Source organism: Streptomyces anulatus, assembly GCF_000721175.1.
Taxonomy (GTDB): Bacteria; Actinomycetota; Actinomycetes; order Streptomycetales; family Streptomycetaceae; genus Streptomyces; species Streptomyces anulatus_C.
The window spans coordinates 1-24,083 of sequence record NZ_JOEZ01000050.1 but is presented as its reverse complement, the minus strand read 5'-3'; the positions used below and the strand labels follow the sequence as shown (position 1 = coordinate 24,083).

The following is a 24,083-nucleotide window of genomic DNA, read 5'->3' as shown; positions in this document are numbered from 1 at the left end:
CGGGTGCGCCGGCCTCGCGGCCGACGAAGACGTGCACAGGAGCGGGTGGGGCGGGGCCGGGACGCCGTGGGCTCCGGGCGTGGTGATCCGCCGGTCGTCGTCCGGACCCAGGATTCCGGGCGCGGGGCGGGGGCGTGAGCGGTCACACGGAATCTCCCCAGGTGATACGCCGGACATGCCTGCGTGGCAGGATGAGCGTGTCGCGCAGACCGCTGCGGCCCGTACGGCAGAGGGAAGGACCGGACCCGGCGTTGAGCGAGAATCAGAACCTGCTCGCGGAGCAGCGCCGCGCGCTGATCCTCGACGAGGTGCGCAGGCGTGGTGGGGTCCGGGTCAACGAACTGACCCGCAAGCTGAACGTCTCCGACATGACGATCCGCCGGGATCTGGACGCGCTGGCCCGCCAGGGCGTCATCGAGAAGGTCCACGGCGGTGCGGTCCCGGTCGTCGAGGCGAGTACGCACGAGCCCGGGTTCGAGGCGAAGTCGGCGCTGGAGCTGAGCGCCAAGGAGGACATCGCGCGGGCGGCGGCGGCGTTGGCGCTGCCCGGCAGTGCCATCGCCCTCTCGGGCGGGACGACGACGTTCGCGCTGGCCCGGCATCTGCTGGACGTGCCCGATCTGACGGTGGTGACCAACTCGGTGCGGGTGGCGGACGTGTTCCACGACGCGCAGCGTCCGACCGGGGGGCGCGGCGCGCGGCCCGGGGCGGCGACGGTGGTGCTGACGGGCGGGGTGCGCACGCCCTCGGACTCGTTGGTGGGGCCGGTCGCGGACCGGGCCATCGACTCCCTCCACTTCGACGTGCTGTTCCTCGGCGTGCACGGGATCTCGGCCGAGGCCGGGCTCTCGACGCCCAATCTCGCGGAGGCGGAGACCAACCGCCGTTTCGTCCGGGCGGCGCGCCGGATCGTGGTCGTGGCCGATCACACCAAGTGGGGCACGGTGGGCCTGAGTTCCTTCGCCGCCCTGGAGGAGGTCGACACGTTCGTCACGGACGCGGGGCTGGCGCCGGAGACGCGCGCGGAGATCGGGGAACATCTGCCGGGTCTGCTGGTGGCGGGTTCCCCCGCCGAGACGGCCGCGCCCCCCGGGGCCGCCGACGCCGTGCCCGCCACCGAGGGCTGAGGCGGGCTCTCCGGATTCCGTTCGGCCCGGCGCGGGGCCGCCGGACACCCCATAGGATCGTGGTGTGGCCGTCTTCCGGATCGAGCGCTTCTCCCCTCTCCCCGCAGCCGAGGCCTGGCGCCGGGTGACCGACTGGGAGCGGCATGCCGCGCAGGTGCCGTTGACCGCGATCTCGGTCCCGACCGGGCTTCCCTCGCAGCTCGGGACGGTCTTCGTGGCGCGCACGGGGCTGGGCCCGCTGGCGTTCGACGATCCGATGGAAGTGGTGCGGTGGACGCCGCCGGCCGGGGGCCGGGCCGGGGTCTGCCGACTGGAGAAGCGGGGCTCCGTGGTGCTGGGCCGGGCCTCCATCGACGTGCTTCCGACGGATTCCGGTTCCCATGTGGTCTGGGTCGAGGAGCTGCGGGTGCGGCTGGTGCCCCGGTGGGGTGACCCGCTGCTCGCCTCCACCGGGCGCCGGATGTTCGGCAAGGTCCTGGACTCCCTGCTCGCCTGACCCTGGCGACGTGCCCGGGCGAGGCGTGCTGGTGATGTGACCGTCACACGATTGACTCGTCTGTCGGTATGACATCCCGCCACGGTCCCCTGAAGGCACCCCTTTCATGCCGATCCGTCAACCGCAGCAGCGGACCGGCGTACGCCCCGACCGCACGGGCGTGCAGCAGGCGAGGCCGCCCTCGTGGAGCACTACCCCCGCCTGGTGCGCCTCGCCCACGTCGTGCTGGCGCCGGCGCTCGGCCGGCACCGCCGGGTCCTGGCCGCCCACGCCGTCGTCCAGCGGGCCTGCCCGCGGCCGGGAGCAGCGCGGGGAGCCCCCGCGTTCCCGCCCGGTCCCGGCTGCCGGAAGCTCCGGCGGGCACGGGAGGGACGCTCTCGGCGGTGCGCTGAGCCCGCCCCGTGACCGGGGAGGCGTCACCGTACCGATGGCGTCGATGCCGCCGTACGGAGTCTCCGGCCGGTGGGACGTACCGTCCGGTGCCAGACTCGGACAGGTGACGGATCTTGATGACGGCTCTGACGCCGGCTCCGACGACCTGAGGCTTCCCGACGGTCGGGGCCACCGCCCCGACGGCTCACGTCCGCGCTGTCTGGTGACCGGGGCCACCGGCTACATCGGCGGCCGGCTGGTGCCCGCCCTGCTCGATTCGGGGCACCGGGTACGCGCCCTGGCCAGGACGCCGCAGAAGCTGCGCGACTATCCCTGGGCGGACCGGGTGGAGGTGGTGCGCGGCGATGTCACCGACGCCGTGTCCCTGGCGGAGGCGATGCGGGGCGTCGATGTGGCGTACTACCTGGTGCACGCGCTCGGTTCCGGTGCGGACTTCGAGGAGACCGACCGTAATGCCGCCCGGGCCTTCGGGGAACAGGCGCGGGCGGCCGGGGTGCGCCGGATCGTGTATCTGGGTGGGCTGACCCCCGCCGGGGTGCCGGAGAAGGACCTGTCGCCCCATCTGCGTTCGCGGGCCGAGGTGGGGCACATCCTGCTGGACTCCGGGGTGCCGACGGCGGTGCTGCGCGCCGCGATCGTCATCGGTTCGGGGTCCGCCTCGTTCGAGATGCTGCGCTATCTGACGGAACGGCTGCCGCTGATGATCACCCCGAGCTGGGTGCGGACCCGGATCCAGCCGGTGGCCGTACGGGACGTGATCCGGTATCTGGTGGGGTGCGCGACGCTGCCCGACGAAGTGAACCGGGCCTTCGACATCGGCGGCCCGGACGTCATGACGTACCGGGACATGATGCAGCGCTACGCCCGGGTGGCTGGGCTGCGGCCGCGGCTGATCCTGCCCGTGCCGGTGCTCACCCCGACGCTCTCCAGCCACTGGATCGGTCTGGTCACACCGGTGCCCAGCTCCATCGCCCGGCCGCTCACGGAGTCGCTGCGCCACGAGGTGGTCTGCCGGGAGCACGACATCAAGGAGTACGTCCCCGATCCGCCGGACGGTTCCATGGGCTTCGACCGGGCGCTGCGCCTGGCCCTGAAGCGGATCCAGGAGGCGCGGGTCGACACCCGCTGGTCCAACGCCTCGGTGCCCGGCGCGCCGAGCGACCCGCTGCCCACCGACCCGGACTGGGCGGGCGGCAGCCTCTACCGCGACGAGCGGGAGCTGGCCGTGCCGGTCGGGCCGGACGCGCTGTGGCGGGTGATCGAGGGCATCGGCGGGGAGAACGGCTGGTATTCCTTCCCCCTGGCCTGGGCGGTGCGCGGCTGGCTTGACCGGCTCGTCGGCGGGGTGGGGCTGCGGCGCGGCCGACGGGACGCCCAGCGGCTGCGGGTGGGCGACTCACTGGACTTCTGGCGGGTGGAGGAGATCGTGCCGGGCGAACTGCTGCGGCTGCGGGCCGAGATGCGGCTGCCGGGCCTGGCCTGGCTGGAGCTGTCGGTGCGCGGCGACGAGCGGGGCGGGACGGTGTACGGGCAGCGTGCCCTGTTCCATCCGCGCGGGCTGCCCGGTCATGCGTACTGGTGGAGCGTGTGGCCCTTCCACTCGGTGGTGTTCGGCGGAATGGCGCGCAACATCGCCGAGGCGGCCGCTGCTGAGGAGAAGCGCCGTGCGCCGATGGCCGACAGTGGTACGGACAACTGACGGCACGGCCGCTATGGTGTGCGGCCGGACGCACCCTGGGGTGTGCCCGGCCCCACACGCCGCAGACCGCCGGGAGGTACACGGGATGGCACGCCGACTCCGTACCGTGGGACGGGAGTTCGTCGACTCCGCGCCGCTACGTCTGGTGTTCGCCGCCGAGGTGTCCGCGCCGGTGGACGTGGTGTACCGCGCGCTCGCCGAGGACGTCGCGTCCTGGCCGTCCTGGTTCACCGCCGTCACCCGGGCCACGCCCACCGAAGCGGGCGCGGGCCGTGAGGTGCGGCTGCGGGGCGGGGTCCGGTTCCGCGAGACGATCGTGGCCGCCGAACCGGACAGCTGCTACGCCTACCGGGCCGACGAGTCCAACGCGCCGGGCCTGCGGGCCCTGTTGGAGGAGTGGCGGCTCACTCCGGAGGGGTCCGGGACCCGGGTGCAGTGGACCTTCGCCGCCGACGGGACGGGGCTGTTCCGTCTGGTGCTGAGCCTGGCCCGGGCGGGGGTGGGCCGGTCCTTCCGGGACGCCGTGCGCCGCCTGGACGCACGGCTGGCGACGAGGACGCCCTGAGACGCACCGGAGCCCGGCCTCAGCAGGGCCAGGTACCGGTGGTGAGGAACTCGTCGATGGCGGCGGTGTACGGGGCGACGTCCAGGCCCTGTTCCTCCAGCCACGAATCGGAGTAGTACTTGTCCAGGTAGCGGTCGCCGGGGTCGCACAGCAGCGTGACGACGCTGCCCTGCTCGCCCCGCTCCACCATCTCGGCGATCAGCTTGAACGCGCTCCACAGGCCGGTGCCGGTGGAGCCGCCCGCCTTGCGGCCGATGGCGCGGTCCAGGGCGCGGACGGCGGCGACGCTGGCGGCGTCGGGCACCTTCATCATGCGGTCGATGGCGCCGGGCACGAAGCTGGGCTCCATGCGTGGGCGGCCGATGCCCTCGATGCGCGAGCCGCGGTCGCTGGTGGCGAGCGGGTCGTTGCGGGTCCAGCCGTCGAAGAAACAGGAGTTCTCCGGGTCGGGCACACAGATGCGGGTGTCGTGCTGAAGGTAGTGGACGTAGCGGGCGACGGTCGCCGAGGTGCCGCCGGTCCCGGCGGTGGCGACGATCCAGGCAGGTTCCGGGTAGCGTTCCAGGCGCAGTTGCTGGTAGATCGACTCCGCGATGTTGTTGTTGCCGCGCCAGTCGGTGGCGCGCTCCGCGTAGGTGAACTGGTCCATGTAGTGCCCGCCGGTCTCGGCGGCGAGGGCTGCGGACTGCTCGTACATCGTGCGCGAGTCGTCGACGAAGTGGCACTGGCCGCCGTGGAATTCGATCAGGCGGCACTTCTCGGGGCTGGTGGTGCGCGGCATCACGGCGATGAACGGGACGCCGATCAGCTTGGCGAAGTACGCCTCCGACACGGCGGTCGAACCGCTGGACGCCTCGATGACCGGCTTGCCCGGCCGGATCCAGCCGTTGCAGAGCCCGTACAGGAAGAGCGAGCGGGCCAGGCGGTGCTTGAGGCTGCCGGTGGGGTGCGTCGACTCGTCCTTGAGGTAGAGGTCGATGCCCCACGCCTCGGGCAGCGGGAAGCGCAGCAGGTGGGTGTCGGCGGAGCGGTTGGCGTCGGCCTGGACCTTGCGGACGGCCTCCTTCAGCCAGGCCCGGTACTCCGGGTCGCTGCGGTCGACGTCCACGGTCGCCGTGGCCCCGTGCCCGTGTGCGTGCTCACTGGTGTCCATGGGCCTGCTCCTGTTGGTCGTCGATCCGGTTCTCGTACCTCCACGATATGCACCCCACCTGCACAAACGGTCACTTTGATGGTCCATAGCGCTGCCTTTGAGCGGTACCCCCGGGGTGGCTGCTGAGGGCGGTGCGGGTGGCCCTGCAACGGGACTCCAGGCCCTCTGGCGATCCGGCCCGTACCAGGGCACACTGCACAGCAGGAGTGGTGACGAAGGGGGGCGAATCCGCGATGGCGGACGTCGAGTTCAGTGCGTCGGGGGTCAGGATCGAACGCTTCACCAGATCGCTGACCAGAGCTGGTCAGGTGGTCGTCAAGGACGGCCGGCTGTCCCTGCTCACGAGCAACGGGCGGGAGATCGACAGCGCCCCGGTGGGCACGGTCAGCACACGCAAGTGGTGGTTCATCGCGACGGATTCCGTCATCGCCCGGGTGAACGGGGTGCGCTACCGGTTGACGATGGGGCAGCGCAGCCGCAGACGGGACGGTGCGGCTCCACTACGGCGTTTCCTGGAGACGCTTCGCAGCGCCCGGGGCCGCCGGGACTGACCGACCGGTACGGACACGGCGGGCCGGTTCCCCGGGCCGTCGGGCTCCCCCGCGAGTTGCGGAGCCGCATCCCCTGAGCCACGCTGGATCCACGTCACTGAAGGTGCACCCTCGGTGACAGAGCGATCCGCTCCACGGACCGGGTCGCGCGACACGAGCAGACACGACAGGAGCAGAGCGGATCCGGCAGTCAGTCGTCCGCCGGCTCCGTTCGTATCTCTTCTCTTCTTCCGGACCTATTTCGGGGAGTCGCAGCCGTGATCAGCGAGCCAAGCAGGCACTGCACGGTGGAGCTCCAGGCCCTGCCGTCGCGGATCGGTCAGGTCCGCAGAATCATCTCGGCGCAACTGCGCTACTGGCATCTCGATCCTCTGATCGACCAGGCGGCCCTGGGCGTCACCGAGCTTCTCACCAACGTTCACCGGCACGCACAGCCGGACAAGTCATGCACCGTCGACATCGAGCTGCTGCTCGACCGTCTGACGATCTCCGTCCACGACCACGACCCGCGCCTGCCCACGGTGAACGAGGCGGACTCGTTCGCCACGTCGGGCCGGGGCCTGGCCCTGATCGCCGCCGTCAGCGAGAGCTGGGGCGTGCGGCCGATCGGCTCGGCCGGGAAGGCCGTCTGGTTCACCCTGCCCGCGGCCAGTGGCACCTCGACCCTGCCACCGCTCGCGGTGTACGGGTCGATGACCGACGGGCCGTTCGGGGCCGTGACCATCACCCCCGACGACATCGCGGCCCTGCCCGCCCGGTCGGCCGTCGTCGGCTGACCGGGCAGGGCTGGGCCGGACAGGGCCGCGAGGAGGGCCGTCGTCCGACGGGGCGGCAGTGGTGGTGAACGGCGCGTAGGCGGCGGGGCCGATCGGGCTTCGGCCGACGCGGGCTTCACACCGACGTGGGCTTCACGCCGACGCGGGCTTCGGGGCGACGCGGGCTTCACGTCAGCGCGGCGAGGGGGTCGTCGAGGACCGGCTGCCAGGCCAGTTCGGCAGCGCCCACCAGGCTGTTGTATGCCAGGGTGCACGGCAGGATCGGCACACTGCCGCTGCGCCCCCACAGGCTCCGGTCGGCGACGACGGCGCGCAGCCGTTCCGGGTCCGCCTCCAGCAGGTCGCGGTGGAGCCCGCCGAGGATGATGCGGTCGGGGTTGAGGATGTTGACCAGCCCGGCGAGCCCGAGACCCAGGCGGTCGATCAGCGCCTCGGCGGCGTGCCGCACGGCGGGGTCGCCGTACTCCGCGCGGAGCAGGTTCCCGGCCTGCTTGAGGAGGGACTCCTCGGGGCCCGGTTCGCGGCGGGCGGTGGTGAGGAAGGCGAGCGGGTCGGTCTCCACGTCGAGACAGCCGCGCCCGCCGCAGTGGCAGGGCCGCCCCTCGGGGTTCACGGTGAGATGGCCCACCTCCAGCGCGAGGCCCGAACTACCGCTGTGCAGGCGGCCGTCGAGCACGAGCGCGCCGCCGACGCCCCGGTGACCGGTGGCCACGCACAGCAGGTGCTGGGCACCACGCCCCGCGCCGTGCCGGTGCTCGGCCAGCGCGGTGAGGTTGACGTCGTTGCCGGTGAACGCGGGTCCGGTGATGCCCGCTTCGCGGACGCAGGCGGCGAAGATGTCCCGGACCGGGGAGCCGGCGGGCCAGGCGATGTGGAGCGGGTTGAGGGCCGTCCCCTCCGGCTCGGCGACCGCCGACGGCACTGCGAGCCCGGCCCCCACGCAGCGCAGCCCGCTCTCGCGCAGCAGCCCCGCCCCCGCCTCCACGACCTCGCCGAGGACCTGGGCCGGGTCGGCCATCACCGCGACACAGCCCGGCGAGGTGGCGACGATCCGGCCGCCGAGCCCGACGAGCGCGGCCCGGAAGCCGTCGGCGTGCACCTGGGCGGCGAGGACGACGGGACCGGTCTCCAGGACGGACAGCCGGTGCGAGGGGCGGCCCTGGGATCCGGCCGCCGACCCGGGGCTGGAGTCGACCCGGATCAGCCCGAGCGCCTCCAGTTCCGCGGCGACCGCCCCGGCGGTGGCGCGGGTGACGCCGAGTTCGGAGGTGAGCACGGCCCGGGTGGGGGCGCGTCCGGTGTGGACCAGCTCCAGTGCGGGCCCGAGCGCACTGCGGCCCCTCTCCAACTTCGTCCGGGTGGTGGTCGCCTTGCCGTTCATGGGGGCGAGTCTCCCATGATCCGGAGGCGCCCCGGACGCCCAGGGCCGGTCCGGGGATCCCGTTCCGGCCAAGGCCGCACCCCCCGGAACGTCCGGTGCGCAGCAGTGTTGCGTCCGCCTCCGGAGCGCCCCTATGCTGAGTTTGTGCCGCTACTAAACAAACTGCGGACGGCCCTACCGGGGGGATCTGGCGGAGACACCGCCCCACCCGCGTCGGCCCGCCTCCGTACCGCGCTGACCGTGTTCTTCGCCCTCGACGGGTTCCTCTTCGCCGGCTGGGTGGTCCGCATCCCGGCCATCAAGCAGCAGACCGGCGCCTCGGCCTCCACCCTCGGCCTCGCCCTGCTCGGCGTCTCCGCCGGTGCGGTGATCACCATGATGCTCACCGGTCGGCTCTGCCGCCGTCATGGCAGTCATGCCGTCACCGTGGTCTGCGGCGTCCTGCTTCCCCTGAGCATCGCCCTGCCCGCCCAGACACGTTCGCCGCTCTCCCTCGGTCTCGTGCTGCTGGTGTTCGGCGCGGCGTACGGCGGGATGAACGTGGCGATGAACAGCGCCGCCGTCGACCTGGTCGCCGCACTGCGCCGACCCGTGATGCCCAGCTTCCACGCGGCGTTCAGCCTGGGCGGCATGGTCGGCGCCGGGCTCGGCGGGCTGGTCGCGGGGGGACTCTCCGCGTCCACCCACCTCTTCCTGCTGGCCGGGATCGGTCTGCTCGTCACCGCGTTCGCCGGCCCTTCCCTGATGCGCCACCGCCCGCCTCCCGCCGCCCCGGAGGCCGTCGACCCGCAGCAGCCGAAACAGCGGCTGTCGCCCCGGGCCCGTCGGATCGTCGTGCTCTTCGGCGTGATCGCCCTGTGCACGGCGTACGGGGAAGGGGCCCTCGCCGACTGGGGCGCACTGCACCTGGAGCAGGACCTGGACGCACACCCCGGGCTCGCCGCCGCCGGATACGCGCTGTTCGCCCTGACGATGACAGCGGGCCGGCTGACCGGAACCATACTCCTGGAACGGCTCGGGCAGACCCGCACCCTCGTCCTCGGCGGCGCGACGGCCGCGGCCGGGATGCTGCTGGGCTCGCTGGCGCCGACCACCTGGCTGGCACTGGCCGGGTTCGCGGTCACCGGCCTTGGACTCGCCAACATCTTCCCCGTCGCGGTGGGGCGCGCAGGCGAACTCGCGGGGCCGAGCGGGGTCGCCGCGGCCTCGACACTGGGCTACGGCGGGATGCTGCTCGGCCCGCCCGCGATCGGCTTCCTCGCCGACTGGTTCTCGCTGCCGCTGGCCCTGACGACGGTCGCCCTGCTGGCCGCGGCGGCGGCCACCCTCGGGTACGGGGCCCGCAACGCCACGTCGGACGCGCACAGCTGATCACCGCACACCCGGTCGATTGAGTAGCCGTACTCAGGCGACGCCCGCTCCCCCGGCGCACGATGGAACCCTCGACCGAGCAAGAAGCAAGGGAGCACACGATGAAGCGGCTGACCGGCAACGCGCACCTGAACACCCTGGTCCGGCTGACCTTCCGCAACCCTGCTTCCCTGGTCTACCTCGGGCTGGTGCTCGCGACGACGCTCTTCGTCGCCGTGGACACCCTGTTCGTCGCCCACGAGGACGCCTCGTTCTCCGGCGTCTGGCTGTTCCTCCTCGCGGCCCCGACCATCGTCCTGTTCTTCTTCGGCAGCTCCCTGGCGGGCGCCGAGGCGGGCGGGCCCGCGTGGTTCCTGGTGCTCGGCCTGGTGTTCTCGGTCCTCGTCCAGTCGCTGGCCCTGGGGTGGTTCGTCCGCCTGGTGCGCCGGGCCGGATCGACCGGATCCGCGCACCCGCAGGGCGTCTGACACCCGGAGGGCGGCCGGCGGGGCCCTGGCACAATCACCGCCATGCAGATCGCCGAGCACATCGCGTCGCTGTCCGAGGAAGGGCGGCTGCTAGCGGCCGCCGCCGAGCGGGCCGGATCGGGGGCATCCGTTCCGACCTGCCCCGGCTGGCAGATACGCCATCTGCTGCGGCACACCGGCATGGTGCACCGATGGGCGGCGGCGTTCATCACCGAGGGGCATACGACCTACCGGCCCGACGGCGGTGAACCCGCGCTCGACGGCGCCGAACTCCTGGCCTGGTTCCGCGAGGGCCATCGTCATCTGGTCCGGGCTCTGGAGGAAGCGCCCGTCGACCTGGACTGCTGGACCTTCCTGCCGGCCCCCTCGCCCCTGGCGTTCTGGTCCCGCCGTCAGCTCAACGAGACGACGGTGCACCGCGTGGACGCCGAATCGGCGCTCGGCGGTCCGCTGACCCCGGTGCCCGCGGACCGGGCGGTCGACGGCATCGATGAACTCCTCACCGGATTCCACGCCCGGCCCAAGAGCAAGGTCCGCTCCAAGAAGCCCCGCACGCTGCGGGTGCGTGCCGTGGACACGGAGGCGTCCTGGACAGTACGGATCTCCCAGGACCCGCCGCAGACCGTACGGTCGGCCGCCGGGGCAGACCGGGGTGACGGCGTCGACTGCGAGCTGAGCGGTACGGCCGAAGGGCTCTACCTCACCCTCTGGAACAGGCTGCCGCTCACCGCCCTCACCCTGCGCGGCGACCGCTCGGTGGCCCGGCTCTGGACGGACAACTCCGCGGTCACCGGGTGAGTGCCGGGGCGACGAGAAAGGTGTGGGGCCCGCCGGACATATGTCCGGCGGGCCCCACACCTTGGTGCGCCAGTGCCGTGGCAGGCGGCGTCTGCCCGTCGAGGAGTGGCGTCCGGTGCGTGCTCCCGGTGTGAGTACGCCGCCGGGAAGGGCGGCGCCGCGCCGGTCAGGCCGTAGCGACGCCGCGCAGACCCACCGAGCGGGCCAGTTCCGCCGCGGCCTGCCGGAACAGCGGCTCTCGCGCCTCGACGACCCGGTTGAACTGGCCGAACAGCTCGAAGGAGATCAGCCCGAACAGCTGGGCCCAGGCGGCGACCAGGGCCGCCACTGCCGCCGGAGGTACCTCCTGGGCGAACCCGGCGGCCATCCGCTCCGCGTCGGCGCGCAGGCCGGGGGCGAGCGGAGGCATGTCGAGGGCGTCGGCCAGGAACGCGGCACGGACGATGTCGATGAAGACCAGGCCCACCCGCGACGCGGGCCCCACCGTGTCCATCGGGGCGCTGTAGCCGGGAACGGGCGAGCCGTAGATCAGGGCGTACTCATGCGGGTGGGCGAGCCCCCACTCCCGTACGGCACAGGCGACGGCGACCCAGCGATCGACGGGCGGAACGGTCGCGGCCCGCTCCGCCGCCCCTTCCGCGACCTCGCCGATCGCGTCGAACGCGTCGACGATCAAGGCGGTGAGCAGGTCGTCGCGGCTGGGAAAGTAGCGGTAGAGCGCGGAGGAGACCATGCCCAGCTCCCGGGCGACGGCCCGTAGCGAGAGCTTCGCCGCGCCCTCCTCGGCGAGCTGCTTCCTGGCCTCGTCCTTGATTGCCGCGGTCACTTCGATACGGGCGCGTTCCCTGGCCCCTCGGACGGTGCTCATGCGATCAGTCTGCCATGCGAACGGAGCACCGACCAAGAACGAGAGCAGCGCTCTTGCTTCTGAACGGGCCCCCGTGCACACTGATCTCAAGCGAGAGCACTGCTCTCACAATATTCCGGGAGTCACCATGCCGCAGCACACCTACTACCTCCGGGCGAGCGCCTCCGCCAACCGCCTCAACAAGGTCGTCGGCTGGCTGGCCCGGCACGGCCTCAGTCTGATGGGCTCCGCCGAGCTGTCGGTGCGCGGGCGCAGGAGCGGGCAGATGCAGCGCGTCCCGGTCAACACCCACGCCTTCGAGGGCGACCGGTACCTGGTCTCGGCCCGGGGCCACTCGCAGTGGGTGCGCAACATGCGCGTCGCGGGCGGCGGAGAGCTGCGGCTGGGGCGCAAGGTCAGCCGCTTCACCGCCGTGGAGATCGCCGACGACGCGCAGAAGGCGCGGATCGTCCGCGCCTATCTGGTGCGGTGGGGCTGGGAGGTCAACCAGTACTTCCAGGGGATCACGGCGAAGTCCACGGACGCCGAGCTGCTGGCTGCCTGCCCGGACCACCCGGTCTTCCGCATCACCGTCGAGGCCTGAGCCGTGCCCGGAACGGGCTCGGGGTGCCGCATCCGCCCGGCAGGACGGATGCGGCACCCCGACAAGTGCGGTCGTGATGTGCGTGTCCGGTGCCGTGGCAGGCGACGTTCGCCCGTCAAGGAGTGGCGTCCGGTGCGTGCTCCCGGTGTGCCTGCCGGAAGCCCTCGTACCGGACGTACCTGGGATTTCGGCCGGTGCGGCGAGCGTGCGTGCCGGGCGTCGCGACGGGGCGAACGCCGCCTGTCACCGCACCAGGGCGTGTTTCGAAAGTCCCGCCTGCTCGGCGACGTCTGGCACGCACGCTCGCCGCGTTGTCGGGATCACCCCGATACATTCAGTATCGGGGCGACCCTCCGCCTTGCGATCGCACGCACCAGACGCGGCCGAGCCCGCCCTCCGGGCGGACGGCGCTCCTTTCGAAACACGCCCTAGCGGTCCATCGCGGACAGCGCCCGCTGCGCCAGCGGGTGCGTACGGACCAGCTCGGCCAGCGACGTCGTCCCCCGGGTGACCCCGGCGAACGCCTTCCACGCCGGGCGGAAGCCGGTCAGCACCGCGTGCAGCACTCCCGGGCGGCGTTCGAACAGCTTGAGCATGCGGCGGCCGACGCCCATCTCCACGCCGAGGCCCGCCTTGATGGCGAAGGCGTAGTTGAGGGCCTGACGGCGGGCGTCCACCGCATCGTGCGACTCCGCGATCCTGACCGCCCACTCCCCCGCGAGCCGGCCCGACCGCAGCGCGAAGGAGATGCCTTCGCGGGTCCACGGCTCCAGCAGTCCGGCCGCGTCCCCGCAGACCACGACCCGACCGCGGGAGAGCGGCGAGTCGTCGCTGCGGCAGCGGGTCAGATGGCCCGAGGAGACGGCCGGCTCGAACCCGGCGAGGCCGAGGCGGGCGATGAAGTCCTCCAGATACCGCTTGGTGCCGGCGCCGTCGCCGCGCGCCGAGATGACGCCCACGGTGAGGGTGTCCCCCTTGGGGAAGACCCAGCCGTAACTTCCCGGCATCGGGCCCCAGTCGATGAGCACCCGGCCCGCCCAGTCCTCGGCGACGGTGGCCGGAACCGGGATCTCCGCCTCCAGGCCGAGGTCGACCTGGTCGAGCTTCACCCCGACATGGGCTCCTATCCGGCCCGCACTGCCGTCCGCGCCGACGACCGCCCGGGCGAGCACCGTCTCGCCACCGGCCAGCACCACGGCGACCGTTCGCCGGTCGGGCACGGCGGGACCGTGCTGCTCGACCCGCACCACCGATGCCCCGGTGCGCAGTTCGGCCCCGGCCTTCTGCGCCTCCTCCACAAGACCGGCGTCGAACTCCGGGCGGTTGATGAGCCCGAAGAGCATGCGCCGGGAGCGGCGGGTGCGGGACAACTTGCCGTTGAGCGAGAAGGTGACCGCGTGGATGCGGTCCTTCAGCGGCAGTTCGAACCCGGGCGGCAGGGAGTCCCGCGAGAAGCCGATGATTCCCCCGCCGCAGGTCTTGTAGCGCGGCAGTTCCGCTTTCTCCAGCAGCAGGACCCTCCGGCCCGCCACGGCTGCCGCGTACGCCGCCGATGCGCCGGCCGGTCCGGCGCCGACCACGACGACGTCCCACACGGACGACTCTTCCGGCTCATGTCCGGCGTCTGCGTTCTCGCTGCTCACGATGTGCTTCTGCTCCTGATCCGACCAGTGGCCCCAAGCTGCTCACGGCATCCTACGGCGCGTTCCGGCCGAGCCCTCCTGTGGGAGGATCGGCCTTGATTCCGTCGTACATACGTCGCCGCACACAGACGGCGTCGTGCACGGTCGCGTACACACCGCGCCCTACCCATAACGTCGCACCCACGAGGAGCGTGCCCATGACCGCCCGTCCGATTTCCGAGACCGTCGCCTCGTTGATGCCCCGCGCCCGGGAGGAGCTGGCCGAACTGGTGGCGTTCCAGTCGGTGGCGGACCCGGCGGTGTTCCCGAGGAGCGAGTGCGAGGGCGCGGCGAACTGGGTGGCCGACGCGCTGCGCGCCGAGGAGTTCACGGACGTCGCGCTGCTGGACACCCCCGACGGCACGCAGTCCGTCTACGGGTTCCTGCCGGGGCCGGCCGGTGCGCCGACCGTGCTGCTCTACGCGCACTACGACGTGCAGCCGCCGCTGGACGAGTCTGCGTGGATCTCCCCGCCGTTCGAGCTCACCGAGCGCGACGGTCGCTGGTTCGGGCGGGGCGCGGCCGACTGCAAGGGCGGGTTCATCATGCACCTGCTCGCGCTGCGCGCCCTCAAGGCGAACGGCGGCGTCCCGGTCTCGGTGAAGGTGATCGCCGAGGGTTCCGAGGAGCAGGGCACCGGTGGTCTGGAGCGGTACGCGGAGGCGCACCCGGAGCTGCTGGCGGCCGACACGATCGTCATCGGCGACACGGGGAACTTCCGGGTCGGGCTGCCGACGGTCACGGCGACGCTGCGGGGGATGACGATGCTGCGTGTGCGGCTGGACACCCTTGAGGGGAACCTGCACTCGGGGCAGTTCGGCGGCGCGGCCCCGGACGCGCTGGCCGCGATGATCCAGTTGCTGGCCTCGCTGCGCGCCGAGGACGGGACGACCACGATCGACGGTCTGACCGGCGACGCCGGCTGGGACGGCCTCCAGTACCCGGAGGCGGAGTTCCGTCAGGACGCCAAGGTGCTCGACGGGGTGGAGCTGATCGGCACGGGCACGGTCGCGGACCGGATCTGGGCCCGTCCCGCCGTCACCGTCATCGGCATCGACTGCCCGCCGGTGGTCGGCGCGACCCCGTCCGTGCAGGCGAGCGCGCGGGCGCAGATCAGCCTGCGGGTGCCGCCGGGCCACGACGCGGCCGAGGCGACGAAGCTCCTCACCGCACACCTGGAGTCGCGTGCTCCGTGGGGTGCGCGGGTGCGGGTGGAACAGGTGGGCCAGGGCCAGCCGTTCCGCGCGGACATGACCAGCCCGGCGTACACGGCGATGGCGGACGCGATGCGGGACGCCTACCCGGGCCAGGAGATGCAGTCCTCCGGCATGGGCGGTTCCATCCCGCTGTGCAACACGCTCGCGGGTCTCTACCCGGAAGCGGAGATCCTGCTGATCGGGCTGAGCGAGCCCGAGGCGCAGATCCACGCGGTGAACGAGAGCGTGTCGCCCGAGGAGCTGGAGCGGATGTCGGTCGCCGAGGCGCTGTTCCTGCGGAACTACGCGGAGTCGAAGAAGGTCTGACCCCGCCCACGGCTGCCTTCGAGGAGCCCCGGGGCGCCCTTCGCCCTCGGCGAAGTCGCCCGCAGCGTAGATCCGTGCGGCGGACGTCCGCCGCTGCGTACGTTCGCCGCATGGATCTCGTCGAGGTGCTCCCCCAGTTGCATATGTTCCGCTTCCGGATCGGTCAGGCCTATCTCTGGCGCGACGGGACGGACCTGACCCTGATCGACGCGGGCGACATCGAGTCGGCCGCGGCGATCGAGGACGCGATCCGCACGCTCGGCCGCGCCCCGGCCCGGATCCGCCGCATCGTCCTCACCCACGGCCACCGCGACCATTACGGGGCCGCGCAGGAGCTGGCGGACCGGCACGGCGCCGAGATCATCGCCCACGCGCTGGACGCCCCGGTGGTACGGGGCGAACGCCCCGTACCGGAGCCGGACCTGCTGGAGTGGGAACTGCCGCTGTGGGAGCACGGGCTGACGTGCCCCGACGCCCCGCCCACCCGGGTCGACCGCGAGGTGACCGGCGGCGAGGTGCTGCCGTTCGGGGACGGCGCGCGAGTGGTCCACGCCCCCGGTCACACACCGGGCTCCATCGCGCTCCATCTGCCGCGTCACGGCGTGCTGTTCACCGGTGACACCGTCGCCTGCGTAGAGAGGGTGATGCTCGGCGTGCTCAACGTGGACCGCGCCGAGGCGGCGGCCACGTTCCGGCGGCTGGCCGCACTCGGGCCGCGTACCGTCTGCTTCGGCCATGGCGACCCGCTCACCGAGGACGCGGCCGCGGTGATGGAGACGGCGGCGAACGGCGCGTGAGGGCGTCCGTGTGGAGGCCGGCCGTGAAGCCGGGCGCGCCGCTCAGCCCACCGGCACCCCCGCCTCCAGGTTGAGCACCGTCGACCGCTCGCGTGCCCGCAGGGCCCAGCGCAGCCGCTCGTACCGGGTGGGCGGCAGCATCCCCGCGGCCTCCTCCTCGGTGACGAAGCGCCAGCCGCGCAGCTCGGAGCCGGGCAGCAGCATCCGGCCGGCGTCCTCGGAGCGCACCAGGCCGCCGTCGAAGAGGAAGCGCAGTCCGCCGTAGCCGGGCGGTGCGGGCGACTCCCAGTCGACGAGCAGCAGGGTGGGGACCCGGTCGAGGCGGAGCCCTATCTCCTCGGCGACCTCACGGATCCCCGCCTGGGCGGGTGCCTCGCCCGCCTCCACGACCCCGCCGGGGAACTCCCACCCCGGTTTGTACGTGGGGTCGACGAGCAGCACCCGGTCCTGTTCGTCGAAGAGCAGCACCCCGGCGGCCACCGTCTCGGCGGTCGGATCGGGGCTCTGGACGATCGGGCACGGCGCGGCCCTCCCGGTGCGCACGGCGTCCGCGATCCGCTCGGCGGTCTCACGGGGTGTGAGAGCGCTGTTGTCGACCACATGGGCGTCCTCGGTGATCCAGCCGAGGGCGTCACGGTACGGCCCGATGTGCTCGTACGCCCACCGGCGCACCCGCTCGCTCTGTTCCTCGTCGCCGGGAAACTCCTCACGGGCCGCGATCCGGCTGCGCAGGATCGTTTCCTCAGGTGAGAGCGCCACATGCCGGACGGCGATGCGCCGGGAGGCGAGCCCTCCGAAGATCTCGTCGCGGTACTCCTGTCGCAGCAGCGTCATCGGCACCACCAGCACCCCGGGCACCTCGGCGAGCAACGCTGCCGCCGTGTCCACCACGAGCCGCCGCCAGATCGGCAGGTCCTGGTAGTCGGTGACCTCGGCGAGCCTCTTCTGCGGCAGCAGACCGCGCAGCCCCGCGCCGGTGACCTCCGGGTCGTACAGCGTGCTGTTCGGGATCAGATCGATCAGTTCGCCCGCGGCGCTGGTCTTGCCCGCACTGAACGCACCGTTGATCCAGACGATCACGGTTCCCCCTCTTCCGTAGCCCCCTGTGGCTTGCCCGCAACACCCTGCCGCGGAAACCCCGCGGCGGCGACGGCGTTGGCCGGATGCGGTCATCTGGCGCGATCGGGGGCCGTGCATGAGGCCGCGATGGGGGGTCGGACAGGATGCGCGAGGGGTGGCCCAGGGGGCGCCCGGCCTGACGGACCGGGCGCTTCCCCGGAAGCTGTTGACGACAGTCTCTAGCGCAGCGCGATGGCCGCGGCCGCGGCCCCGACCAGACCCGCGTCGGTGCCCATCACGGCGGGCGCCACCGTCAGCCGTCGGAGGTAGGAGAGCGTGGCGTACTCGCGCAGGCTGCGGCGCAGCGGCACGAACAGCACGTCGCCGGCCCCGGCCACGCCCCCGCCGACCACCGCGATGTCGAGGTCGGCCAGGGTGGCGGTGGCGGCGATGCCGGCGGCCAGCGCCTGGGCCGCTCGCTCGTAGGAGGCGATGGCGACCGGGTCCCCGGCGCGGGCGGCGACGGCCACCGCGGCGGCCGTCGCGTCGCCGTCCGGGCCGGGCCGCCAGCCGTTCGCCAGGGCGCGGCGGGCGATGTTGGGGCCGCTGGCGATGCCTTCGACACAGCCGCGCGCACCGCAGGGGCACGGGTCGCCGTCCAGGTCGACGCTGATGTGGCCGATGTGCCCGGCGTTGCCCGAGGGGCCGGGCCGCAGGGTGCCACCGAGGACCAGGCCGCCGCCGACGCCCGTCGACACGACGAGGCAGAGCGCGTTGTCGTAACCGCGGGCCGCACCGAGCCAGTGCTCGGCGGCCGTCATCGCGACCCCGTCGCCGACCAGCGCGACCGACAGTCCGCCCGCCGTCTTGTGCACCCGCTCCACCAGCGGAAAGTCCCGCCAGCCGGGGACGTTGACCGGGCTGACCGTACCGGCGGCGGCGTCCACAGGACCGGCGCTGCCGATGCCCACGGAGCCGGCGCGGCCCCACAGCGGCGAGGCCATCAGCTCGCCCAGTACCTCGTCCACGGCCCCCATGACCGCCTCGGCGCCCTCCCGCGCGGGCGTCGGCCGCTGCGCCCGTACGAGGAGGGACCCGTCTCCGTCCACCAACGCGCCGGCGATCTTGGTGCCGCCGATGTCGAGCGCGGCGACGAGGTCGGTATGCATCGGTGTGGGCTCTCCGGATCGGTGAAGGGGCGGGACCTGCGGGTTCCGTCCACAGTCTGCACAGTCTCCATTCTGTTGACAACGTTGTCCAGGACCTATGCTCGACGCCACAGCCTCCGACCACCCCCGCGGCGCCCTACTCGGCCCCGCTCGGACCCGGCCGGAGCACCGCAGCCCCGCCCGTATCCGACGACAGGACAGCGCACGTGGACCGGACCACCCGTCATTCCGAGACCCGCTACGGCAACCGGCCGACCATGAAGGACGTGGCGGCCCGCGCCGGAGTCGGCCTGAAGACGGTCTCCCGGGTGGTGAACAGCGAGCCCGGTGTAACGCCCGACACCGAGCGCCGCGTGCAGGAGGCGATCGACGCGCTCGGATTCCGCCGCAACGACAGCGCCCGTGTGCTGCGCAAGGGCCGCACGGCATCCATCGGACTGGTCCTGGAGGATCTGGCGGACCCGTTCTACGGTCCGCTGAGCCGTGCGGTGGAGGAGGTCGCCCGCGCGCACGGGGCGCTGCTGATCAACGGTTCCAGCGCCGAGGATCCGGAGCGGGAGCAGGAGTTGGTGCTGGCGCTGTGCGCGCGCCGCGTGGACGGCCTGATCGTGATCCCGGCGGGCGACGACCACCGCTATCTGGAGCCGGAGATCAAGGCGGGCATCGCGACGGTCTTCGTGGACCGCCCGGCGGGCCATGTGGACGTCGACATGGTGCTCTCCGACAGCTTCGGCGGAGCCAGGGAGGGCGTGGCGCACCTCATCGCGCACGGCCACCGCAGGATCGGCTTCATCGGCGACCAGCCGCGGATTCACACGGCCACCGAGCGACTGCGCGGCTATCACGCCGCCATGGCGGACGCGGGCATCACCGTCGAGGACGGCTGGGTCTCCCTCGGCTCCACCGAGCCGGAGCGGGTGCGGGCCGCCGCCGAGGAGATGCTCGGCGGACCCGAACCGGTCACCGCCCTGTTCGCGGGCAACAACCGGGTGACGGTGACGGCGGTCCGGGTGATCGCGGAGCGGGAGCGGCCGGTGGCGCTGGTGGGGTTCGACGACATCGAGCTGGCCGACCTGCTCGGCATCACCGTGATCTCGCAGGACGCGGCGGCGGTCGGCCGGACCGCCGCCGAACATCTCTTCCGCCGCCTCGACGGGGCGGACCACGCCACGGCTCGGGTGGAGCTGCCGACGACGCTGATCCCTCGCGGTTCGGGCGAACTGCCCCCCGCCTGAGGCCCGTCGGGGCCGCCTGCCCGAGGCCCCTCCCGTACGAGGACCCGGGCGCCGCCCGCCCCGCGAGCCCCGGGATCCGTCAGCCTCCGGTGCCGACCAAGCGGAACTCCCGGGTCAGCAGGTCCAGCAGTCGCGCGGGAGCGTCCTCCTGCACCGTGTGGCCCGCGCCCTCGATCCAGTGCAGCTCGGAGTGCGGGATCAGTGCGTGCAGCTGCTCGGCGAAGGACGGCGGCAGGAACCGGTCCTCGCGCCCCCAGATGATCCGGGTCGGCACCGGCACGGTCCCCAGCAGGTGCTGGAACTCGTCGGTGGCAGCCTGCTCGGCCTGCCGGTACTGGCGGTAGTACGCGGCCCGGCCGCGCTCGCCGCGCCACGGATCGACATGGGCGGCCAGCACGTCCGGCCGGTGGCCGGTGTGGGTGGCGTGGCGCAGATGACTCTCGACCAGCGCCTCGTGGGCGTAACCGGGGAGCTGCTCGAAGATGTGGGCGTTCTCCCTGATCAGCCGGAGAGCCCGGTCCCCCAGTCCCCGCAGGCCACCGCGTCAACCAGGGTGAGGTCCGCGTACCGCGCACCCTCCAGGAGCAGCGCCCGCAGGGCCACGGCCCCGCCGATGTCATGGGCGATCACGCGCGGGCGCTCCAGCCCCCAGTGCTCCAGGAGCCGGGTGAACACCTTCGCCTGCGCCGCCGGGCCGACGTCCTGCCCGTCGCGCTGTTCCGACTGCCCGAACCCGAGCAGGTCCCAGAGGTGGACGCGGTGGTCGCGGGCGAGCGCCGGTGCGATGTCGCGCCACAGGAGCGAGGAGAACGGGGTGCCGTGCAGCAGGACGACCGGCTCCCCCTCCCCCAGCACGTCCCAGCGCACCGCTCCGTCCGGAGTATCGAACGTCCTGGTCAGATTCCCGTTCATGGCGTGCCTCCTGAGGTGCGGGTGGGAGGGGCCGGCCCCGCCGGTACTCCTCGACGTTACCAGCAAAGAACGATTGTCGGTAACCTTGATAAAGTAGTGATCATGCGAAGGAACCCTGCACCCGCGGAGCTCGCACTCGTCGAGGAGTTCTGCAACACGGCCACCCACCTCCACGACGAGGACGACCTGGCCCGGCCGGAGACGGCGGCCCGATGGCTCGGTGCGCACGGCTTCCCGGCGCCGGTCGATCCCGGAGAGCTGGCGTCGCTCGCGGAGGCGCGGGAGACCCTGCGGGCCTTCCTGGTGGACCGGACCTCGCCGGAGGCGGTCGACGCCCTCAACCGGCTCGTCGCCTCGGTCGCGGGCGCTCCGGCCGTAAGCCCCGACGGCACGCTCACCCTCCGGCCGGCCTCCGGCGGGGCGGTGGCGGAGGTGGTCCGCCCGGTGCTCGAGGCCCTCCTGATCCACGGCCTGACCGGGCGTCACGCCCACCGCCTCAAGGCCTGCGCGGCCCCGGAGTGCCGCTGGATCTTCTACGACCGGGCGCCGTCGTCGAACGGCCTCTGGTGTGACATGGACGTGTGCGGCGCACGGCACAAGATGCGCGCCTACCGCGCCCGTGGCGGCGCGACCGCACGCCGGGAAGCCCGAGGACCGGCCTGACTTCCGGACGGGGGCCCGTCCGGGGACTGATGCTCCCGGCGGTTTCGAACGGAACGGCGGTCCCCGCCAGGCAGCGTCGGGATGCGACTGATGGCAGGCAGACGCTGCGAGCGGACCGGAACTCGTCACGCATACCGGGCCTGTCGGCCTCCTCGCCACGCGGCCGTTCCGTCATCTCCACGGATCGGCCGCGCGGCTGATCCGTAGAGATGACGGAATTCTTACGGGGCGCCACCACCGCAGACACACGGGTGTTCCACGATGTGCACTCTTCTCATCAGCCGAATATTCGATCTTTCGACGGAGTAAGCATGAGAGGCATACGTTCCGTGGCCACGGCGGCCCTGGGCCTGGCCACCTTCCTTGGCGTTCCCGCCACCGCGTCGGCGGCCCCGACGGCCGATGTGCCGGAGACCTTGCGGATCTCCGACGGCCCCTACGCGGGCTTCCAGCTCTGTGGTGGTCAGTCCCAGCCTGCGTTCAGCACGACCAACACGTTCGGAGCACTGTTCGCCGCCTCGGTCAAGGGCCTGGACCCCCGGCCCGACCTGGGCGGGACGCTGGAACTCGCGCGCCTGGGCGAACAGCCGTTCCGGACCCTCCCGGTCAGCACGGGGCCGCTCGGCCACGGGTGGGACATCCAACTCCCCACCAGCACCTTCAGTCCGGGCGACTACCAGTGGCGGATCCGCGCCGAGGGCCCCGCCGGCCCGTCCGCCTGGTCCGCGTGGTGCACGTTCTCCGTGACCGGGCCGGAGGCCACGCCCGCCCGGTCCACCTACAGCCCCGACGGTGGCGCGCACTGCCTGGATGTGAGCGGCGCGGGCAAGGAGAACGCCACGCCGGTGCAGTTGTGGGACTGCAACGGCTCTCCGGGCCAGATCTGGCAGGTCACGCCCGCGGGCACCTTGGTGAACCCGAACTCCGGCAAGTGCCTGGACGTGGCCGAGGCGGGAATCGCCAACGGCACCAAGGTGCAGATCTACACGTGCAACGGCACCGGCGCCCAGCAGTGGCACTACGACGAGCCCACCCCGGACGCCTTCACCAATCCCCGGTCCGGCAAGTGCCTCGACGTGCCCTACGCGGACTTCGCCAACGGGGTCCGGGTACAGATCCACGAGTGCAACGGCACCGGCGCCCAGGCCTGGAAGCGGTTCGCCCTCGCCTGACCTGACCGTGGTCGCCGCCCCCGCGCCGCTTCCGGGCGCGGGGACGGCGACCAGAGGTCCGACCGGGACGGCGTTCGACGCCCCGCATCACCGACAGGGGCGACGGCCGGGTCGTGCGGGCGCTCCGGGGAAGCGCCTTACGGAGCGGTGACCGTCAGGTCTCCCCGGCGCGGCGAGGCGAAGGCGTCCAGGTCCACGCGGGTCAGGCCGGTCAGCCGGGCGACCTCGGCGGTGTCCAGCGCGCCGCAGTCGATGCCGCGCAGCAGGTAGCCGCTGAGGGCCTTGGCGGTGGCGGGCTCGTCCATGACGTCACCGCCGGCCTTGGCGACGTACGCGGCGAGCCGGGCGGCGGCGGGCTCCAGACCCTCGCGGTAGAAGGTGTAGACGGCCGCGTACCGCGTCGGCAGGTGACCGGGGTGCATGTCCCAGCCCTGGTAGTAGGCGCGGGCCAGAGCGCGGCGGGTGAGGCCGTAGTGGAGCCGCCAGGCCTCGTGGACCTGGGAGGCCGGGCCGACGGGAAGGACGTTGGTGGAACCGTCGGAGACGCGTACGCCGGTGCCGGCGGCGGCGACCTGCATGACGGCCTTGGCGTGGTCGGCGGCCGGGTGGTCGCCGGCCTGGTAGGCGGCGCTGACGCCGACGCAGGCGCTGTAGTCGAAGGTGCCGTAGTGCAGGCCGGTCGCCCGGCCCTGCGCCGCGTCGATCATGCGGGCGACGGCGGCGGTCCCGTCGGCGGCGAGGATCGACTGGCTGGTCTCGATCTGGATCTCGAAGCCGATGCGCCCGGCGTCCAGACCGTGGGCCTCCTCGAAGGCTTCGAGAAGCTGGACGAAGGCGGTGACCTGCTCGGGGTACGTGACCTTCGGCAGGGTCAGCACGAGCCCTTCGGGGAGCCCGCCGGCCGCCATCAGCCCGCTGAGGAAGACGTCAGTGGTGCGGATGCCCCGGTCGCGTACACCGGCTTCCATGCACTTCATCCGGATGCCCATGTACGGAGCCGCCGTGCCGTTCGCGTACGCCTCGAAGACCAGCCGGGCGGCGCGGGCGGCGGCCTCGTCCTCCTCGGCGTCCGGGCGGGGGCCGTAGCCGTCCTCGAAGTCGATGCGCAGGTCCTCGACGGGCTCGCGCTCCAGCTTGGCGCGTACGCGGTCGTGGACCGGCCCGGCCAGTTCCGCGGGGATACCGAGGACGGCCGCGAACGAGGCGGCGTCGGGGGCGTGTTCGTCGAGGGCGGCCAGCGCCTGGTCGCCCCAGGAGCGCAGCGTGCCGGGCTCGTAGACGTCACCGGGTACGTAGACGGTGTGCACGGGCTGGCGGGTGCCGGGATCACCTGGGTAGCGGCGGGCTAGTTCCGCGTCGACCGCCGTGAGGGAGGCACTGATCTCCTCGCTGACCGCACCGGCGAGGCTCGTTGCCACCTTCTCCTGCTGACCCATGACCGTACCCTCCACGCTCTCGTTGTTTCCGCTTCCTGGAATCAACAATCCGTATAGTGAAGTTATAAGGCCACTCGACCTGCGTCAATGGTCGCCCGGAACGACCCTGGGCCGCACGGTGGGTTCACCGTGCGGCCCAGGGCGGGTCTGTTCGCCGGGGGTCAGCCCTTGCGGTTGTTGATCTCTTCGGTGAGCTGGGGGACGACG

The 24,083-nt window shown here is 72.6% G+C and carries 22 protein-coding genes and 1 pseudogene; 15 read left to right on the top strand and 8 right to left on the bottom strand.

What is annotated here, in order from left to right; all coding sequences use genetic code 11:
* The first annotated feature begins 251 nt into the window (after nt 1-251).
* The 4 genes from IG90_RS0136160 (at nt 252) to IG90_RS0136140 (ending at nt 4,280) form a co-directional block, all read left to right on the top strand.
* Nucleotides 252-1,127: a DeoR/GlpR family DNA-binding transcription regulator gene (locus IG90_RS0136160; RefSeq protein ID WP_030594519.1), complete on the top strand. Its 876-nt coding sequence runs from the start codon at nt 252-254 to the stop codon at nt 1,125-1,127.
* A gap of 64 nt (nt 1,128-1,191) precedes the next feature.
* Nucleotides 1,192-1,623 carry an SRPBCC family protein gene (locus IG90_RS0136155; protein WP_030594510.1) on the top strand — a complete coding sequence of 144 codons (432 nt, stop codon included), beginning with the start codon at nt 1,192-1,194 and terminating at the stop codon, nt 1,621-1,623.
* A gap of 496 nt (nt 1,624-2,119) precedes the next feature.
* Nucleotides 2,120-3,715, top strand: a complete 1,596-nt coding sequence (locus IG90_RS0136145) for an SDR family oxidoreductase (RefSeq protein WP_233435952.1) — start codon at nt 2,120-2,122, stop codon at nt 3,713-3,715.
* 85 nt (nt 3,716-3,800) lie between these two features.
* The gene (locus IG90_RS0136140; RefSeq protein WP_030594504.1) at nt 3,801-4,280 is read left to right on the top strand and encodes an SRPBCC family protein; all 480 of its coding nucleotides are present in this window, start codon (nt 3,801-3,803) and stop codon (nt 4,278-4,280) included.
* A gap of 19 nt (nt 4,281-4,299) precedes the next feature.
* On the opposite strand, the gene cds1 is transcribed toward IG90_RS0136140, so the two are convergent.
* Nucleotides 4,300-5,433, bottom strand: a complete 1,134-nt coding sequence (cds1, locus tag IG90_RS0136135) for an L-cysteine desulfhydrase Cds1 (RefSeq protein ID WP_030594502.1) — start codon at nt 5,431-5,433, stop codon at nt 4,300-4,302.
* A 233-nt stretch (nt 5,434-5,666) separates the two neighbouring features.
* Between cds1 and IG90_RS0136130 the strand changes: the two genes are divergently transcribed.
* Together IG90_RS0136130 and IG90_RS0136125 are read left to right on the top strand one after the other, a co-directional pair.
* Nucleotides 5,667-5,984 carry a hypothetical protein gene (locus IG90_RS0136130; protein WP_030594499.1) on the top strand — a complete coding sequence of 106 codons (318 nt, stop codon included), beginning with the start codon at nt 5,667-5,669 and terminating at the stop codon, nt 5,982-5,984.
* 257 nt (nt 5,985-6,241) lie between these two features.
* On the top strand, nt 6,242-6,760 hold the full coding sequence (locus tag IG90_RS0136125; RefSeq protein ID WP_030594496.1) for an ATP-binding protein: 519 nt from the start codon (nt 6,242-6,244) through the stop codon (nt 6,758-6,760).
* Nucleotides 6,761-6,926: 166 nt separating this feature from the next.
* Here IG90_RS0136125 and IG90_RS0136120 read toward each other — a convergent pair whose 3' ends face one another.
* Nucleotides 6,927-8,141, bottom strand: a complete 1,215-nt coding sequence (locus tag IG90_RS0136120) for an ROK family protein (protein WP_030594493.1) — start codon at nt 8,139-8,141, stop codon at nt 6,927-6,929.
* A gap of 240 nt (nt 8,142-8,381) precedes the next feature.
* Here IG90_RS0136120 and IG90_RS0136115 point away from each other — a divergent pair, with 240 nt between their 5' ends.
* The 3 genes from IG90_RS0136115 (at nt 8,382) to IG90_RS0136105 (ending at nt 10,777) form a co-directional block, all read left to right on the top strand.
* Nucleotides 8,382-9,512 carry an MFS transporter gene (locus IG90_RS0136115; protein WP_030594490.1) on the top strand — a complete coding sequence of 377 codons (1,131 nt, stop codon included), beginning with the start codon at nt 8,382-8,384 and terminating at the stop codon, nt 9,510-9,512.
* A 101-nt stretch (nt 9,513-9,613) separates the two neighbouring features.
* Complete coding sequence (locus IG90_RS0136110) at nt 9,614-9,979, top strand: SCO4225 family membrane protein (protein ID WP_030594488.1); 366 nt, start codon at nt 9,614-9,616, stop codon at nt 9,977-9,979.
* A gap of 42 nt (nt 9,980-10,021) precedes the next feature.
* The gene (locus IG90_RS0136105; RefSeq protein WP_030594484.1) at nt 10,022-10,777 is read left to right on the top strand and encodes a maleylpyruvate isomerase family mycothiol-dependent enzyme; all 756 of its coding nucleotides are present in this window, start codon (nt 10,022-10,024) and stop codon (nt 10,775-10,777) included.
* 166 nt (nt 10,778-10,943) lie between these two features.
* On the opposite strand, the gene IG90_RS0136100 is transcribed toward IG90_RS0136105, so the two are convergent.
* Nucleotides 10,944-11,645 carry a TetR/AcrR family transcriptional regulator gene (locus IG90_RS0136100; RefSeq protein ID WP_033894989.1) on the bottom strand — a complete coding sequence of 234 codons (702 nt, stop codon included), beginning with the start codon at nt 11,643-11,645 and terminating at the stop codon, nt 10,944-10,946.
* 127 nt (nt 11,646-11,772) lie between these two features.
* On the opposite strand from IG90_RS0136100, the gene IG90_RS0136095 reads away from it, so the two are divergent.
* On the top strand, nt 11,773-12,228 hold the full coding sequence (locus IG90_RS0136095; protein WP_030594477.1) for a nitroreductase/quinone reductase family protein: 456 nt from the start codon (nt 11,773-11,775) through the stop codon (nt 12,226-12,228).
* A 428-nt stretch (nt 12,229-12,656) separates the two neighbouring features.
* Here the strand turns inward: IG90_RS0136095 and IG90_RS0136090 are convergent, their stop codons facing one another.
* On the bottom strand, nt 12,657-13,871 hold the full coding sequence (locus tag IG90_RS0136090) for a geranylgeranyl reductase family protein (RefSeq protein WP_030594473.1): 1,215 nt from the start codon (nt 13,869-13,871) through the stop codon (nt 12,657-12,659).
* A 197-nt stretch (nt 13,872-14,068) separates the two neighbouring features.
* On the opposite strand from IG90_RS0136090, the gene IG90_RS0136085 reads away from it, so the two are divergent.
* Nucleotides 14,069-15,433 carry a dipeptidase gene (locus IG90_RS0136085; protein WP_030594471.1) on the top strand — a complete coding sequence of 455 codons (1,365 nt, stop codon included), beginning with the start codon at nt 14,069-14,071 and terminating at the stop codon, nt 15,431-15,433.
* 110 nt (nt 15,434-15,543) lie between these two features.
* Entirely contained in the window at nt 15,544-16,230 is a 687-nt protein-coding gene (locus IG90_RS0136080) for an MBL fold metallo-hydrolase (protein ID WP_030594469.1), read from the top strand.
* 42 nt (nt 16,231-16,272) lie between these two features.
* On the opposite strand, the gene IG90_RS0136075 is transcribed toward IG90_RS0136080, so the two are convergent.
* Nucleotides 16,273-17,310: an NUDIX hydrolase gene (locus tag IG90_RS0136075; RefSeq protein WP_030594466.1), complete on the bottom strand. Its 1,038-nt coding sequence runs from the start codon at nt 17,308-17,310 to the stop codon at nt 16,273-16,275.
* 218 nt (nt 17,311-17,528) lie between these two features.
* Nucleotides 17,529-18,458, bottom strand: coding sequence for an ROK family protein (locus tag IG90_RS0136070; RefSeq protein WP_030594464.1), 930 nt, complete (start codon nt 18,456-18,458; stop codon nt 17,529-17,531).
* A gap of 206 nt (nt 18,459-18,664) precedes the next feature.
* Here IG90_RS0136070 and IG90_RS0136065 point away from each other — a divergent pair, with 206 nt between their 5' ends.
* Nucleotides 18,665-19,693: a LacI family DNA-binding transcriptional regulator gene (locus IG90_RS0136065; RefSeq protein ID WP_030594462.1), complete on the top strand. Its 1,029-nt coding sequence runs from the start codon at nt 18,665-18,667 to the stop codon at nt 19,691-19,693.
* A 79-nt stretch (nt 19,694-19,772) separates the two neighbouring features.
* Here IG90_RS0136065 and IG90_RS40150 read toward each other — a convergent pair.
* Nucleotides 19,773-20,605, bottom strand: a pseudogene (locus tag IG90_RS40150) (alpha/beta fold hydrolase).
* A 102-nt stretch (nt 20,606-20,707) separates the two neighbouring features.
* On the opposite strand from IG90_RS40150, the gene IG90_RS0136055 reads away from it, so the two are divergent.
* Both IG90_RS0136055 and IG90_RS40980 read left to right on the top strand, forming a co-directional pair.
* On the top strand, nt 20,708-21,268 hold the full coding sequence (locus IG90_RS0136055; protein ID WP_030594459.1) for a CGNR zinc finger domain-containing protein: 561 nt from the start codon (nt 20,708-20,710) through the stop codon (nt 21,266-21,268).
* Nucleotides 21,269-21,579: 311 nt separating this feature from the next.
* Nucleotides 21,580-22,440, top strand: a complete 861-nt coding sequence (locus IG90_RS40980; RefSeq protein ID WP_157846302.1) for an RICIN domain-containing protein — start codon at nt 21,580-21,582, stop codon at nt 22,438-22,440.
* Between the two features lie 137 nt (nt 22,441-22,577).
* On the opposite strand, the gene IG90_RS0136045 is transcribed toward IG90_RS40980, so the two are convergent.
* Entirely contained in the window at nt 22,578-23,876 is a 1,299-nt protein-coding gene (locus IG90_RS0136045) for a DUF6986 family protein (protein ID WP_030594453.1), read from the bottom strand.
* Nucleotides 23,877-24,083 lie beyond the last annotated feature (207 nt).